The organism is Constrictibacter sp. MBR-5, assembly GCF_040549485.1.
Taxonomy (GTDB): domain Bacteria; phylum Pseudomonadota; class Alphaproteobacteria; order JAJUGE01; family JAJUGE01; genus Constrictibacter.
The window spans coordinates 142,986-156,806 of the sequence record NZ_JBEPTK010000010.1; the positions used below are offsets into that span (position 1 = coordinate 142,986).

12 protein-coding genes and 1 tRNA gene are annotated in these 13,821 nt (G+C 69.2%); 5 read left to right on the forward strand and 8 right to left on the reverse strand.

From position 1 onward, the window contains the following. Window positions 1–194: 194 nt before the first annotated feature. Entirely contained in the window at window positions 195–1,079 is an 885-nt protein-coding gene (locus ABIE65_RS19260; protein ID WP_354079997.1) for an RNA polymerase factor sigma-32, read from the forward strand. A gap of 7 nt (window positions 1,080–1,086) precedes the next feature. Here the strand turns inward: ABIE65_RS19260 and ABIE65_RS19265 are convergent, their stop codons facing one another. The 4 genes from ABIE65_RS19265 to ABIE65_RS19280 all read right to left on the reverse strand — a co-directional run bounded on the left by ABIE65_RS19265 (window position 1,087) and on the right by ABIE65_RS19280 (window position 5,712). Further along, a complete protein-coding gene (locus ABIE65_RS19265) occupies window positions 1,087–1,962 on the reverse strand; it encodes a TIGR01459 family HAD-type hydrolase (RefSeq protein ID WP_354079999.1) in 876 nt (291 codons plus the stop codon). Between the two features lie 19 nt (window positions 1,963–1,981). Beyond that, complete coding sequence (locus ABIE65_RS19270; protein WP_354080001.1) at window positions 1,982–3,160, reverse strand: LLM class flavin-dependent oxidoreductase; 1,179 nt, start codon at window positions 3,158–3,160, stop codon at window positions 1,982–1,984. Between the two features lie 121 nt (window positions 3,161–3,281). Further along, complete coding sequence (locus ABIE65_RS19275) at window positions 3,282–4,502, reverse strand: EAL domain-containing protein (protein ID WP_354080003.1); 1,221 nt, start codon at window positions 4,500–4,502, stop codon at window positions 3,282–3,284. Window positions 4,503–4,557: 55 nt separating this feature from the next. Next, the gene (locus ABIE65_RS19280) at window positions 4,558–5,712 is read right to left on the reverse strand and encodes a quinone-dependent dihydroorotate dehydrogenase (protein WP_502918551.1); all 1,155 of its coding nucleotides are present in this window, start codon (window positions 5,710–5,712) and stop codon (window positions 4,558–4,560) included. A gap of 120 nt (window positions 5,713–5,832) precedes the next feature. On the opposite strand from ABIE65_RS19280, the gene ABIE65_RS19285 reads away from it, so the two are divergent. Next, on the forward strand, window positions 5,833–6,612 hold the full coding sequence (locus ABIE65_RS19285; protein ID WP_354080007.1) for a glutathione S-transferase family protein: 780 nt from the start codon (window positions 5,833–5,835) through the stop codon (window positions 6,610–6,612). Between the two features lie 49 nt (window positions 6,613–6,661). Here ABIE65_RS19285 and glk read toward each other — a convergent pair whose 3' ends face one another. From glk to ABIE65_RS19300, 3 genes are all read right to left on the reverse strand, one after another. Further along, window positions 6,662–7,648, reverse strand: a complete 987-nt coding sequence (gene glk, locus ABIE65_RS19290; RefSeq protein ID WP_354080009.1) for a glucokinase — start codon at window positions 7,646–7,648, stop codon at window positions 6,662–6,664. A gap of 1 nt (window position 7,649) precedes the next feature. Further along, the gene (otsA, locus tag ABIE65_RS19295) at window positions 7,650–9,035 is read right to left on the reverse strand and encodes an alpha,alpha-trehalose-phosphate synthase (UDP-forming) (protein ID WP_354080011.1); all 1,386 of its coding nucleotides are present in this window, start codon (window positions 9,033–9,035) and stop codon (window positions 7,650–7,652) included. Window positions 9,036–9,525: 490 nt separating this feature from the next. Beyond that, on the reverse strand, window positions 9,526–10,419 hold the full coding sequence (locus ABIE65_RS19300; RefSeq protein ID WP_354080013.1) for an N-formylglutamate amidohydrolase: 894 nt from the start codon (window positions 10,417–10,419) through the stop codon (window positions 9,526–9,528). 226 nt (window positions 10,420–10,645) lie between these two features. On the opposite strand from ABIE65_RS19300, the gene ABIE65_RS19305 reads away from it, so the two are divergent. The 3 genes from ABIE65_RS19305 to ABIE65_RS19315 all read left to right on the forward strand — a co-directional run bounded on the left by ABIE65_RS19305 (window position 10,646) and on the right by ABIE65_RS19315 (window position 11,930). Further along, window positions 10,646–11,032 carry a DUF1465 family protein gene (locus tag ABIE65_RS19305; protein ID WP_354080014.1) on the forward strand — a complete coding sequence of 129 codons (387 nt, stop codon included), beginning with the start codon at window positions 10,646–10,648 and terminating at the stop codon, window positions 11,030–11,032. Window positions 11,033–11,148: 116 nt separating this feature from the next. Further along, a tRNA-Thr gene (locus ABIE65_RS19310) sits at window positions 11,149–11,223 on the forward strand. Between the two features lie 371 nt (window positions 11,224–11,594). Beyond that, entirely contained in the window at window positions 11,595–11,930 is a 336-nt protein-coding gene (locus ABIE65_RS19315) for a hypothetical protein (RefSeq protein ID WP_354080015.1), read from the forward strand. 41 nt (window positions 11,931–11,971) lie between these two features. On the opposite strand, the gene cobT is transcribed toward ABIE65_RS19315, so the two are convergent. Further along, the gene (gene cobT, locus ABIE65_RS19320) at window positions 11,972–13,816 is read right to left on the reverse strand and encodes a cobaltochelatase subunit CobT (protein ID WP_354080017.1); all 1,845 of its coding nucleotides are present in this window, start codon (window positions 13,814–13,816) and stop codon (window positions 11,972–11,974) included. Between the last annotated feature and the right edge of the window lie 5 nt (window positions 13,817–13,821).

Below are 13,821 nucleotides of genomic sequence, written 5' to 3' on the forward strand. Positions count from 1 at the left end.
CCGGGGGCTGTTCGACCGCCCATCGACGCCACGCAGGGAGCGGCAGCCAGGGCTGCCGCTTCGTTGCTTCTCGGGGCCTTGAACGGCCGGTGCGCCGCCCCTCCGACGATACCTCTCGGCTTTTTTGAACCGAAACCCACCCTCCACCGTAAATAGATAGCCGGTGTGGGCAGGTCGGGTTCGGAGCCAGCACGATGGGTTACGTCGACAATCAGACCGCGAGACAGGTCAGCGCCACCTTCATCCGGTCGGCGATGTCGACCCCGCTCCTCACGCGGGAACGAGAACAGGAACTCGCGATCCGGTGGCGCGAGGACGAAGACGAGGACGCGCTTCACGAACTGGTGCGATCCTATGCCCGCCTCGTCGCCGGCATGGCGTCCCGCTTCCGCAACTACGGCCTCCCGGCCGGCGATCTCCTGCAGGAAGGCAATGTCGGCCTTCTCCAGGCAGCGGCCCGTTTCGAGCCCGAACGCGGCGTGCGCTTCTCCACCTATGCGACCTGGTGGGTCCGCTCGGCCATGCAGGACTACATCCTGCGCAACTGGTCGATCGTCCGGACGGGCACGACTTCGGCACAGAAGTCGCTGTTCTTCAACCTGCGCCGCCTGCGGGCGCGCATCGAAGGACAGTCGGGCAGCCCGCTTGACGGCGAAGGCCGCGAACGCATCGCCAGGGAATTGCGCGTGCCGCGGCGGGACGTGGAGGCGATGGAGATGCGCATCGCCGCCATCGATCAATCGCTGAACGCGCCGATCGGCGACGAGGGCGACGACAATTGGCAGGACCTGCTACCCGACACGCGGCCATCGCCGGAAGCGGTGGTCACCGGGCTGCACGACAGGGCGCACCGGCGGCGCTGGCTGCGCAGCGCCCTCGCCTCCCTGCCGGACCGGGAACAGCGGATCGTGCGCTGCCGGCTGCTCACGGAGGAGCCGGTGACGCTGGAGGCGCTCGGTCGCGAACTCGGCGTTTCGAAGGAGCGGGTCCGCCAGCTGGAACGGCGCGCGCTCAACCGGCTGAAGGCGTCGGTCGACGAGCGGTTTCCCGTACCGGCCGACCTGCTGACCGAAGACTGAGCTTCCCCTACCAGACCATCTTGCCGGCGGCATAGGTCGGGCTGGCGCCCTCGCGGCGTGCCATGGCCTGGAGGCGCTCGTCCAGACTGGCGCCGGGCATGGCGGCGATCTCCTCGCCGTGGATGCCGTCCAGGAGGAGCAGCGAGTCGAGACCGGCCGCCGCCGCACCGGCGATGTCCGTGCGGAGGCTGTCGCCTATGCCCAGAACCCGCTCGGGCGGCAGGTCGAGCAGTTCCAGGCACGTCCGGTAGACCGAGGGATGCGGCTTGCCGTGATAGAAGACCTCGCCGCCCAATTCCTCGTAGCGCTTGGCGAACATGCCGGCACAGATCGACATCTGCTCGCCGACGATCACCACCAGGTCCGGATTGGCGCAGATCATCGGCAGGCGCCGCGCCGCCGCCTCGGCGAGCACGCCCTCATACTTCTCGATGGGATCGGCGTAGTCGTCGATGCCCGTGGCGAGGACGAAGTCGGCCTTCTCGACGCTCGGCACCATCTCGAGCCCCGTATCCTCGCGCACATCGTTGTCGCGCGGCGGGCCGAGGTGAAAGCACCGCGCGCCGAGCGCCGCATGCCAGGGGTCGGTGCGGTCGCGCAGCGCTAGGTGCGTCGCCTCGCCCGACGACATGGCATGGTCGTAGCTGCTGCGCGGCACTCCCATCTCGTCGAGCCGTGCGGTCACCGAGCGTACGCGCCGCGGCGCATTCGAGAGAAGGCAGACCTTCTTGCCGGCCGCCTTCAGCGCGGCGAGGCATTCGGGCGCGCCGGGGAGCGGCGCCACGCCGTTGTGCACCGTGCCCCAGAGGTCGACCAGATAGCCGTCGTACGAGGACGCGATCTGCCGCAGCCCCTCGATATGCCTCGTTGCCGTGTCGGTCATCGCCTGCCTTGTGCGTCGCTCATGCGGCCGGCTTCACGCCGAACCGCGGAAGGACCTGAGTAGCGAACAATTCGATGGTCCGCATCAGTTTCTCGTGCGGGATCATTCCGTTGAACATCCAGCAGAAGAGCCAGTCGAGCGGGACGCGCGCCGCCGCCGCCTCGAGCTGGCGACAGACGGTGTCGACCGATCCGACCAGGGCGTAGCCGTCGCGCAGGAATTCCTCCGGCGACGGCATGCTGCCGTCGTCGGGGTCGACCATGCCGCGGCGGAAGCCGAACGGCTCGAACCAGACCTTGGCGGCGAAGCGGCTGGAATTCTCCCAGAGCGCCTGGGCCTCGGCGTCCGTGTCTGCGATCACCAGGTCGCGCAGGATGCCGACGCCGTCGCCGAGCGCCCGGCCGGAAGTGGCAGCGTAGACCTCGTAGAGGCGGCGCTCGGTCTTGCGGTGCAGCGGCGGCAGGATCGCGGTGACGCCCTCCTGCGCGCACCAGCGGATGCTGGCCTCGGAGGAGGCGAAGGGCTGGAACAGGGGCGGATGCGGCTTCTGCAGCGGCTTCGGCACGACCGCGACCGCCTTGACGATACCATCCTCCACGCCGCCGCCGAACATGTCGGTCGCCGGCAGGCGCCAGGGCGTGCCGTCGGCCGGCACTTTCCAGTAGGTGCCGTCGAACGCGATCAGGTCCTCGGTCCAGCATTTCCGGATGAGCCGGAAATTCTCCTCGAAGGCGGCGCGGTTGGCGGCGTCGATCTCGTCGTGCTGGTTCGGCGCGGCGCCGTGGATGCCGTGCGTCTGCTGCGCCATGATGTCGACCCAGCGCCGCTGGTAGCCGCGCGCGAAGCCGGCATTGGCGCGTCCGCCGGTCATGTGGTCGAGCATGGCGATGTTCTCGGCCACGCGCAGCGGGTTCTCGGCCGGCAGCACGATGCCGAGCTGGCCGACCCGGATCCGCTTCGTCTGCATCGCGATGTAGAGATCGAGCAGGACCGGATTGTTGGAGAGTTCCATTCCCTCGATCTGGAAATGATGCTCGGTGAAGCTGATCGAGTCGTAGCCGAGGTCGTCGGCGAGACGGGCCTGGCCGGAGAGCTCGGCCAGCATGCGCGTGTAGAGGTCGCCGCGCAGGCCGGCCATGCCGGCCTCGATCTCGGCACGGCTGCCGATCGACGGCAGGTAGAAGAGGGATGTCTTCAACGGGGCGTTTCCTTCGGCCGTTTCCACTCCGGCCGTCGTGCGACCGGTCGCCGTTGAGCGCGGCTTGGCAGCGACTCTAAGTGGCGGCCTCGCGGATTGTAAACGTGACCCCGGAACGCCCTCAGGCGGCGTCGGAACTGAGGCGGGGCTCGCCGAAAAGGTAGCCCTGACCGAGTTCGATGTTGAACTCAAGCAGTTCGACGAGCTGCCGCTCGGTCTCGATCTTCTCCAGGATCAGGACGATCCCGTGATCCGCCAGCCGGCGCCGCAGCTGAAAGAGCGAGCCCTCCCACGGGCCCTGGGTGTCGGCGTCCTGGAACAGCGACGCGGCGACCTTGACGAAGCCGAAATTGCGCTGCGCCAGCATCGCCGGATCGACCGTCAGATCCTCGACATTGTCCAGCGAGAAGCGGATGCCGGCGCGGGCGAGCCGGTCGAGATGGCCGATCATCGTGGGGTCCGACAGGTCGGCGTCGGGCTGCGCGATCTCGAAGATCAGGTTGGACGCGAGGTCGTCGTTCTGACGCAGGAAATCGATGAAGTCGCCGATGAAGTCGCTGTCGGCCAGGCTGCGGCGCGAGATGTTGCAGAAGAAGCCGACCCCGGCATTCTTCGTGCGTGCCTTGCGGATCAACTGGATGCAGCGGAAGAGCAGCATGTTGTCGATCGCCGGGAGCAGATTCTCGCGCGCCACGAGCGGCAGATAGGCCTCCGGATTGACGAAGGTACCGTCCTCGGCGCGCAGGCGCGAGAAGCACTCGTAGAAGCGCCGGCGCCGCTGCGGCAGGCCGACCACCGGCTGCAGGAACAGCTCGACCCGGCCGGCGCTGAGCGACCGGCGCACGGTGTCCAGCACCGAATGCTCGTCCGCCTCCGCCGTCGGACCCGAAGCGGACGCCAGGGGCGTCAAAACCGGGGCAGCACCGTTCTGGGACACGATCCGCGGCGGTGCGGCCGGACTGCCCTCCCGCGCCCACAGCTGCTCGACCAGCCTCTGCAGCACACGCACCTCGGCCATGACCTCCTTCAGGCCGCCGCCCGCGTGTCCGGCGCGCTCCAGCGCGGCGAAGATCTGGCGAGCCTCGTCGCGCGCCCGATCGAGTTCCGCGGCAACCTTGTCGTGGTCGTCGCGCAGGCCGTCGAGCTGCCGGCGCAGCGCCGTCTCGCTGCGCCAGCCGAGCCAGCCGAGATGCATGACGGCGATCGCCAAAGCGGCACAGCCGCCGAGTGCCGCGGCGGTCGCCGCGCCGACATCCGGGCTTTCCGCCGCAAGCCCGACCGCGCCACCGATCGCGAACACGGCGTAACCGATCGCTATGAAGACGTGCGCGACGAGGGACATGAAGCGGTTCCGATGAGGATGCCCCGACAGTGGGGCGGCCATGCTGAATTTTGAGTTAAACTGGACGGACCGCGGCGGTGCCGACGGCCTCGGCGACCGACGTGAAGCCGTCGGCCTTCAGGAGCGCCGCGAGATCCCGTCGTATCCGCCCGATCAGCGCCGGCCCGTCATACACCAGGGCCGAGTAGAGCTGCACCAGGGTCGCCCCAGCGCGGATCTTCGCATAGGCGTCCGCACCGCTGGAAATTCCGCCGACCCCGACCAAGGGCATCGCCCCGCCCAGCGCACCGTGGAACCGGGCGAGAACCTGTGTGGACAGGTCGAACAGCGGACGGCCGCTGAGCCCGCCCGCCTGCTTGCGGTGCGGGCTGCGCAACCCGTCGGGACGGGCGATCGTGGTATTGCCGACGATCAGCCCCTGGACCAGCAGGGCGCCGGCGGGCCGCCGCAGGTCCAGCAGGACCTCCGCGACGTCGGCGACCCCCGCCTCGTCGAGGTCGGGCGCCACCTTGACCAGCAGGGCCGGGGCGCGTGCCGAGACGGCCTCCCCCAGCGCTTCGCCCACGCGGCCGAGCAGCGACGACAGAGCCGCCCGCCCCTGGAGGCTGCGCAATCCCGGCGTGTTGGGCGACGAGACGTTGATGACCAGGAAGTCGGCGTGGGGTGCGAAGACGCGCACACCGTGGGCGAAGTCGGCCGCCGGGTCGCGCGTCTCCTTGTTCATGCCGATGTTAACGCCGACGATGCCGGTCGCGGCCGGGTCGTCGCGCCGGAAGCGCGCCAGCCTTTCGACCACCGCCGCGGAGCCTTCGCTGTTGAACCCCATGCGATTGATGACCGCGCGGTCCTCGGCGAGCCGGAACAGGCGCGGGCGCGGATTCCCCGGCTGCGGCAGCGGCGTCACGCCGCCGATCTCGACGAAGCCGGCGCCCTGCGCCAGCATCCCGGCGATCGCCTCAGCATGCTTGTCGAAGCCCGCGGCGATGCCGACCGGATTGCGGAAGCGGCGGCCGAACAGTTCGACCGCCATGACGGGGTCGTCGGGAGTGGTGTCGCGCGGCAGCAGGCCGCTCGCCAGGGCGCGGAGCGCCAGGCGGTGCGCCGTCTCCGGCGGCAGCAGCGCGGCGAGCCGTACCAGGGCCCGGGAGGTGGACAGGTTCATGGGAATGCCGGCCGTCGTTCGCGGGTTCGGGAGCTCGTGAGACCGCATGCTATGCCGATCGCGGGCGCGGACGAAGGGATCGATTGCACGGCCCTCTGCCGGCCGGTTGACATCGCCCCGGGCGTGGTGCGGGATCGTGGCGTCTGCCGACCGTCAACCGGACCCGCCATGCTGCTGCTCTACGATGTCGCGCTCTCGCCATTCGCCCAGAAGGTGAAGATGGCGATGATCGAGAAGGGCCTGGCATTCGACGTGCGGGTGCCGACGCTGGGGGCGCCCGACGATGCTTTCGCCACCGCGAGCCCACGCCACGAGGTCCCTGCCCTGATCGACGACGGCTTCGCGGTCTTCGAGTCGAACGTGATCCTCGACTATCTCGAGGACAAATGGCCGGAGCCCGCGCTGCGGCCGGCCTCGCCCGAGGCCGCCGCCCGATGGCGCATGATCGCCGCAGTCTGCGACACGCAGTTCGAGGCCATCAACTGGGCGCTGACGGAGATCCGCGTCATGCACCGCGCCGAGGGCGAACTGGCCGAGCGTATGCTGGCACGCGCCGGCGAAGAACTCGCGGGCCTGCGCGGGTGGCTCGCGCGGGCACTCGGCGATCACGACTGGTTCGGCAGGGACCGGTTCGGCATGTGCGACATTACCGTCTTCCCCTACCTCGCCAGCGCGACCTTCCACGGCCATGGTGCCGAGCCGGGGTCGCCGCTGGCGCTCTGGCTCGCGCGGATGCGGGCGCGGGAGAGCACGCGACGGGTGCTCGCCGATGCGAAGGCCGCCCTGACCACGACCGCCGCGGAGATCCGCGCGAAGGCCCTGTCGGGAGAACGGCCGCGGCAATATCGCGACCATCGGCTGGAGTTCATGCTGCGCGCCGGCGGCGGCGCGATCGTGGAGCGGGGGCTGGCCGAGGGGACCATCCGCTTCTCGACCCTGCCGCGCTGAAGCGTCCGCAACGCGCTTCCGAAAGCAGAGACCGTCCGGACGACCGGACTCAGGCGGCGACGCCCGGCTTCTCGTCCTCGAGCAGTGCCGCGAGACCGAGGAAGGCGGGCACCGGATCGACGATGACCGCGGTCGGGATCGCGGCGAGATAGGCGCGGAATCGACCCTTGTCCTCGAACCGCTCGCGGAACCCCGATCGCAGGAATACGTCGCCCAGCCTGGGCACGATGCCGCCGGCGATGAAGACGCCGCCCCGCGCGCCCAGCGTGAGGGCGAGGTTTGAGGCGGCGGTGCCCAGCATACAGCACAGCATGTCCACGGCTTCGCGGCAGAGCGGGTCGCCGGCGGCGCCCCGGCGGGTGATATCCTCCGGATCGAGGGCGTCGGCACGCGCCCCCTCGACCATAGCCAGCGACTCGTAGAGGTTCACCAGCCCCTGCCCCGACACGACCCGCTCGACCGACACGTGGTGGTAGCGGTTTCGCAGCAGGCGCAGGACCTCGCTCTCCCGATCGTCGGCGGGCGACATGGTCGCGTGCCCGCCTTCCGCCGCCAGCGCCACCCAGCGGCCCATCGCCGGCACGAGGCCGGACATCCCGAGCCCGGTCCCTGGTCCGAGGACCGCGAGCGGTGCGCCAGCGACAGCCTTGCCGCCACCGACGGAACGCAGGTCATGCGGCTGCAGACGGGGCAGCGACAGGGCGACAGCCGTGAAGTCGTTGATGACCTCCAACCGGTCGAGTCCTAGCCGGCGGCGCACCGCCTCGATCGAGAAGGCCCAGTTCCGGTTCGTCAGCGATACGCGGTCGCCGATGATCGGGCTGGCCACCGCAAAAGCCGCGCGCCGCGGCCGGGGAAACGCGGGCAGCGCCTCCAGGTAGGCCTCCACAGCCTCGGCCAGGCCGTCATGATCCTCCGCGCGGAGGGTGAGCGGCCCGACCGGTCGGCCGTCCGTCCCGACCCGGGCGAAGCGGGCGTTCGTGCCGCCGATGTCGGCCACCAGCGCCGCGCCGTCCGCCGCTCCGACACCCGACATGTCAGAACGCTCCCTCGGGCATGGCCGACAGCGCATCGACGTAGCGCTCGCGCCAGGCGGTGATGTCGTTGCGCCGGAGCACCGCGATCATCTCCTCCCAGCGCTCGCGACGTTCCCCCAAGGGCATGTCGAGCGCGCGCTGCAGGGCGTCGGCGACGCCTTCGCAGTCATGCGGGTTCACGATCAGGGCGGCACCGAGCTCGCGGGCGGCACCAGCGAAGCGCGACAGCACGAGCATGCCGGGGTTCTCCGGGTCCTGGCTCGCGACATACTCCTTCGCCACGAGGTTCATCCCATCGCGGAGCGGCGTCACCAGTCCCACGGCGCTGGTCCGCAGGAACCCCGTCAGGGTGCGGCGGTTGAAGCCCTTGTTCAGATAGCGCACCGGCACCCAGTCGAACTCGGCGAAGCGTCCGTTGATGCTGCCTGCCATATGTTCGAGCCGCTCGCGCAGTTCGGAATATTGCTGCACGTCGGTGCGCGACGGCGGGGCGATCTGCATGAACGTCACCCGGCCGCGATTCGCGGGATAGGCGCTCATCAGGTTCTCGAACGACTGGAATCGCTCGGGAATTCCCTTGCTGTAGTCGAGGCGGTCGACACCGATGATCAGCGAGCGCCCGCCCAGGCTGGCCCGCAGGCGCTCCGTGTGCCGGCTGCCGGCAGCCTCCGCCGCCTGCGCCTCGACGGTGTCGGTGTCGAGCCCGATCGGATAGGCGGCGGCGCGGAAGGTACGACCATAGGCCCGGAACAGTCCGTCGCCGAGGACCTCGCCCCGCGCCTCGAAGCGGATGTAGTCGCGGAACGCATTGAGGTCGTTCTCGGTCTGGAAGCCGACGAGGTCGTACGCGCAGAGCGCGCGGATCAGCGTCTCGTGCTCGGGCAGCGCCGTGAGAATCTCGTAGGCGGGAAAGGGCGTGTGCAGGAAGAAGCCGATCCGGTTGCGCACCCCGGCGCGGCGCAGTTCTTCCCCCATCGGGATGAGGTGATAGTCCTGGACCCAGATGATGTCCTCGCCGCGCAGGAGGGGGTTCAGCTTGCGGGCGAACAGGCTGTTCACCCGCCTATAGCCCGCGAAGTTCGTGCGGGCGTAACTCATCAGGTCGACGCGGTAGTGGAACAGCGGCCAGAGCGTGCTGTTGGCGAAGCCGTTGTAATATTCGTCCAGGTCCTGCTGGCTGAGATCCATCGTGGCGTAGGTGAGGCGCCCGACACGATGGATGTGCGGCTGCTCGGGCGGGCTAGCCTTGGTCTCGCCGCTCCAGCCGAACCAGATCCCCCCGGATGCCTTGAGAGCCGCCAGCATCGCGACGGCGAGGCCGCCCGCGGCCGCCTTGCCCTCGGTGACCCGGGCGACGCGGTTCGAGATCACGATCAGTCGGCTCATGAGGGCTCTGCTGTCTCCGGACGGGATGCCAATGCGGCCGCGAGGGTGGTTCGAATGCCTCGTCGGTTCCGTGTGACCAACGTCATATCGAGGCCACCGTTCACGAAGCATTCTCGCCATTATGCCACGCACCGGGTTGCCAGCGCCGCACATTCGACCATCTGCACATGCGTGCATCGAATGCAGGGGCGCCATGCGTTTATTGCATTGCAGCAGATTGTGCGGCGAATTCCGGGACGACGCCGGCAGAAATCCTGGAAGATACGGAAATATCGCGGCTTTCCCTTACCGCTTGACACCGCATGTGCGAGACACTAGTTTTTGCAGTGCGACACGGGCGGCGCCCGCCGCTCTGTCGTACACCCATCTTGGGCGTTTCCTCCCTGAACTTGGGCCGTGCGAAAGCACGGCCCCTTTTTTTGTCCCGCGTTTCGGAACGAAAGCGGCGGCCGCCGAACGATCGGCCGGCAAGGGATGGGCGGGGAACGGCTCACTCCATCGGCGAGGGGCGCGTGCCGCCCACGGCGCCGACCAGACGGGTCAGGTCCATCGCCAGTCGGGTCAGTTCCGGACGCCGCACATAGCTCTGTTCGTCCATGTAGAGGGCGCGATTGACCTCGATCTGGACGGCGTGGACGCCGATCGCCGGGCGGCCGTAGTGTCGGGTCGTGAAGCCACCAGGATAGGGATCGTTGCGCACGACGCTGTACCCCATGCCGCTCAGCAGGCCCTCGACCAGGTCCGGAAGTTCCGGGGCGCAGGATGCGCCGTGACAGTCGCCGATGACGAAGTCGACACCACTGTCGCCGAGCTCGTCCCCCGCCCGGCCGCCCATCGACGGCATGGAATGGGCGTCGATCAGGATGCAGTAGCCGAACCGGCGACGGGTTTCCCGCACCAGGTCGGCCAGAGCCTCATGGTAGGGCCGATAGAGGCGGCCGACGCGCTGCAGCGCCTCCTCGAATCGCAGCTTGCTGCGATAGATCTCGCAGCCGCTGGCGACCACCCGGGCGATCGTTCCGAGGCCGGCGCTGATGCGCGGCGAGCGGCTGACGACCCAGCCCGGCAGGGCGTCCTCGAACATGCGCGGATCGAGCTCGAACGGTTCCCGGTTGACGTCGAGGAAGGCGCGCGGGAAGAGCGCCCGGATCAGCGGCGCGCCGAGGTCGGGAACGCGACCGTAGATCTCGTCGACGAAACAATCCTCCGACCGTCGCAGCGTCATCGGATCGAGGCGGGAAGTCGCGACGAAGGCGCGGGGGTAGATGCTGCCGCTGTGCGGCGACGCCACGACCACCGGCAGCGACTGCTCGGCCGGTGCCAGCACCTCGTAGGGCGTGGGCAACTCGGCAAGCCAGGAGGCGATGTCGTCGCGCGGTTCCATGTCCGGAAGTCTAGCGCAACTCCGGGCGGTGTCATCGCCCCGTTGCAGCCGACGGCCCGACCGCGAGCAGGGCGAACCGGACGGTTAAGCCTTCGTTACCGATCTTATAGCCCGTCGCGGCCGATCCGGCACCGGCGGCGCATGGTAGCCTCCGGGAATGGAGAACACACTGGAGACCACGGGGACCATGGCAGAGCCTCGACACGCAGGCGGACCGGTTACCTTCATGAACCGGACCTATGACGAAGCGATCGACCTCCTGATCGAGGCGCGCGACTGGCTCATCCGCGCCGAGCCCGCAGAACGGGATCGCCTGGCGTCGGCCGACCGCCTGTCGATGACCCTGGAGGCGACGCGGATGACGACGCAGATCACCCAGGTCATCGCCTGGCTGATGGTGCAGAAGGCGATCGCCGAGGGCGAACTCGCGTGGAGCGAAGCCACACGCCCCGAGCATCGGCTCGGCGGCCGGTCGGTCTGCTTCGACAATGCCAGCGGCAACGCCCAGCTGCCCGAGGAACTGCGCGTGCTGCTTGAACGGAGCCACCGCCTCTATGTCCGCGTCAGCCGGCTCGACGAGCTCGTCGCCGCACAGGCCGTCGGCCACGCCTGACGCTTTACGCTTGCGAGCCGCGGCGAAATCCACCATGTCTGCCGCGCAGCCGGGACGGGATCGCTCGGCTTGCCGCGGAACGGACGCTGTGGCATTGTCCGCCCGCTTCGATCGGAGCCGCCGTAGCTCAGGGGTAGAGCACACCCTTGGTAAGGGTGGGGTCGACAGTTCAATTCTGTCCGGCGGCACCATCGACATCAGCGCCCTGCGCTGGCACCTCCCTTTATAATGTCTGCATGCCCCCCTCGGTGTCGCGCCAGCCTTTGGCCGCGCACAGCCATCGCGCGTGTCATGCCGCACGCGGAGACGCCGCGGGTTCCGCCCGCCGCATGTGATCCAGCTCACACCGCGACGGCATATGTCGGGAGATACTTCGTCCGTCCGGTGATGGTTGCGATCGGCGGCAGCAGGGACCCAGCGTCAGGATGGTGCGGGTCGCGAGTGGCCGCGTGGGACGGCGCAGTCCCGCGCGGCCGGCTGCTCTTGAACGGGACCACGATCGTGGGAAACCGGAGCCTCGATGCTGTCGTTCTTGACGAGACGTGACGTCTCGGAGGGGCCCATGGGGATCCGGCTGGCCGTTGCCGCACTGTTGCTGACGGGTCCGGCATGGCCGGCGGTGGCCGAAGGGCTGCCGCGCTACGACGTTTCCGGACATTGCGGCCGTGTCGCGGTCGTCGCCGGCAAGGCACGCTCTCCGGAGATGCGCGAAGCCTGCGAGCGGCGCGAGCAGGAGGCGCACGCCATCCTCACGCAGACTTGGCCCACTCTTTCGCCTGCGGCCCAGGGGCGCTGCCTCTGGGCGGCACATGCATACGACCGGACCTACGCCACCCTGCACGACTGCGTCCGGCTGGAGCTGGAGGCCATGGAACGCCGGCGACGCTGGGGCTCCTAGGCCCTGCGCCAACCGGCCGCCCCGTCAGCCTCCACGCGCGATCAGGCCGCACGCCGGCCGCGGCGATTGTCTTCCTCGAACAAGTCGGCCAGCTGCTCCATCATCGTGCCGCCGAGCTGATCGGCGTCGAAGATGGTGACCGCGCGGCGGTAGTAGCGGGTCACGTCGTGGCCGATGCCGATGGCCACCAGTTCGACCGACGAGCGCAGCTCGATCCACTGGATGACCTCGCGCAGGTGGCGTTCCAGATAGTTGCCAGGGTTGACCGACAGGGTCGAATCGTCGACCGGCGCGCCGTCGGAGATCACCATCAGGACCCGACGCTCCTCGGGCCGCGCGATCAGGCGTTGATGCGCCCAGAGCAGCGCCTCGCCGTCGATGTTCTCCTTGAGGATGCCCTCGCGCAGCATCAGGCCGAGATTGCGGCGCGACCGGCGCAGCGGCGAATCCGCCTCCTTGTAGACGATGTGGCGCAGGTCGTTGAGACGTCCGGGGTTCGGCCGCTTGCCCTCTGCGAGCCACTTCTCGCGCGACTGGCCGCCCTTCCAGGCCTTGGTGGTGAAGCCCAGGATCTCGACCTTCACGCCGCAGCGTTCCAGCGTCCTGGCCAGGATGTCGGCACTCATCGCCGCCACCGAGATCGGGCGGCCGCGCATCGACCCGGAATTGTCGATGAGCAGCGTGACCACCGTGTCCTTGAACTCGGTCTTCTTCTCGAACTTGTAGGACAGGGAGTGCATCGGATTGACGATGACGCGCGCGAGACGGGCGGCGTCGAGCAGGCCCTCCTCGAGGTCGAACTCCCACGACCGCTGCTGCTGCGCCATGAGGCGGCGCTGCAAACGGTTGGCAAGTCGGGTGACCACGCCCTGGAGATGCGCCAGCTGCTGGTCGAGGTGCTGGCGCAGGCGCGTCAGCTCCTCCGAATCGCACAGGTCCTCGGCACGCACGACCTCGTCGAACTCCGCCGAATAGGGCGCGTAGGCCGGCTGGCGCCGATCGTTCGCACCGAAGCCCGGCGGCAGGTTCTGCGGCGAGGAACTGCCCGGCTCCTCGTCGCCGGCACCCGGCATCATCTCGGTCGCCGCCTCGTCGGCGCCGGCTTCGGCTCCGTCCTCGCCCTCGCCTTCCTCGGAGTCCTCGCCCTGGGCCGCCTGCGGGTTGGCCGAATCGCCCTCGCTGCTGTCGGCGTCGCCCTCTCCGGTGCCGTCCTGCTCGCCCTCGCTCTCGTCGCCCTCGCTCTCGTCGCTCTCGGACTCGTCCATCAGATGGAGGTCGGTGATGAGCTGCCGCGCGATCCGGGCGAAGGCCTCCTGGTCCTCGACATGCTCGAGCAGGCTGGCAAGCGACCGTCCGGCTGCGCCCTCGAAATCGCCCCGCCACTGATCGACGACGTGGCGAGCCGCCTCCGGCGGCGCACGGCCGGTGAGCGCCTCGCGCGCCAGCATGCCGACGACCTCGGGGAGCGGCGCGTCGGCCTTGTCGAGGATCCGCGCATAGCCCTGGCGGCGGCACCGCTCGTCGAGGGCGGCCGTCAGGTTCTCCGCCGTCCCCTGCATGTGGCGGGCGCCGACAGCCTCGACCCGCGCCTGCTCGACCGCCTCGAACACCGCTCGGGCCGGACCGGACGCCGGTGCCGTGCGCCGGAAGACCTCCCCGTCGTGATGGCGCAGGCGCAATGCGATCGCATCGGCTTCGCCGCGGACCTGGGCGACCTCCTCGCGCGGCAGATCGCGGGCCGGCATCGGCAGTTTCACCTGGTCGCCCTGGCGTGTCGCGCCCTCCGGGCCGAACGACACCTCCAGGGTTCCCCGGTCCGCCATCGCCCGCATGGTCGCCGTCGTGCAACGGCGAAATGCCTCGATCGGCGTTTCCGCTTCCTTCATCTGCA

Excerpts from the sequence above, each read along its gene's own strand:
- ABIE65_RS19260 (WP_354079997.1), top strand. The coding sequence starts at position 195 with ATGGGTTACGTCGACAATCAGACCGCGAGACAGGTCAGCGCCACCTTC.
- ABIE65_RS19265 (WP_354079999.1), bottom strand. The coding sequence starts at position 1,962 with ATGACCGACACGGCAACGAGGCATATCGAGGGGCTGCGGCAGATCGCG.
- ABIE65_RS19275 (WP_354080003.1), bottom strand. The coding sequence starts at position 4,502 with ATGTCCCTCGTCGCGCACGTCTTCATAGCGATCGGTTACGCCGTGTTC.
- ABIE65_RS19280 (WP_502918551.1), bottom strand. The coding sequence starts at position 5,712 with ATGCGGTCTCACGAGCTCCCGAACCCGCGAACGACGGCCGGCATTCCC.
- ABIE65_RS19285 (WP_354080007.1), top strand. The coding sequence starts at position 5,833 with ATGCTGCTGCTCTACGATGTCGCGCTCTCGCCATTCGCCCAGAAGGTG.
- glk (WP_354080009.1), bottom strand. The coding sequence starts at position 7,648 with ATGTCGGGTGTCGGAGCGGCGGACGGCGCGGCGCTGGTGGCCGACATC.
- otsA (WP_354080011.1), bottom strand. The coding sequence starts at position 9,035 with ATGAGCCGACTGATCGTGATCTCGAACCGCGTCGCCCGGGTCACCGAG.
- ABIE65_RS19300 (WP_354080013.1), bottom strand. The coding sequence starts at position 10,419 with ATGGAACCGCGCGACGACATCGCCTCCTGGCTTGCCGAGTTGCCCACG.
- ABIE65_RS19305 (WP_354080014.1), top strand. The coding sequence starts at position 10,646 with ATGAACCGGACCTATGACGAAGCGATCGACCTCCTGATCGAGGCGCGC.
- ABIE65_RS19315 (WP_354080015.1), top strand. The coding sequence starts at position 11,595 with ATGGGGATCCGGCTGGCCGTTGCCGCACTGTTGCTGACGGGTCCGGCA.
- cobT (WP_354080017.1), bottom strand. The coding sequence starts at position 13,816 with ATGAAGGAAGCGGAAACGCCGATCGAGGCATTTCGCCGTTGCACGACG.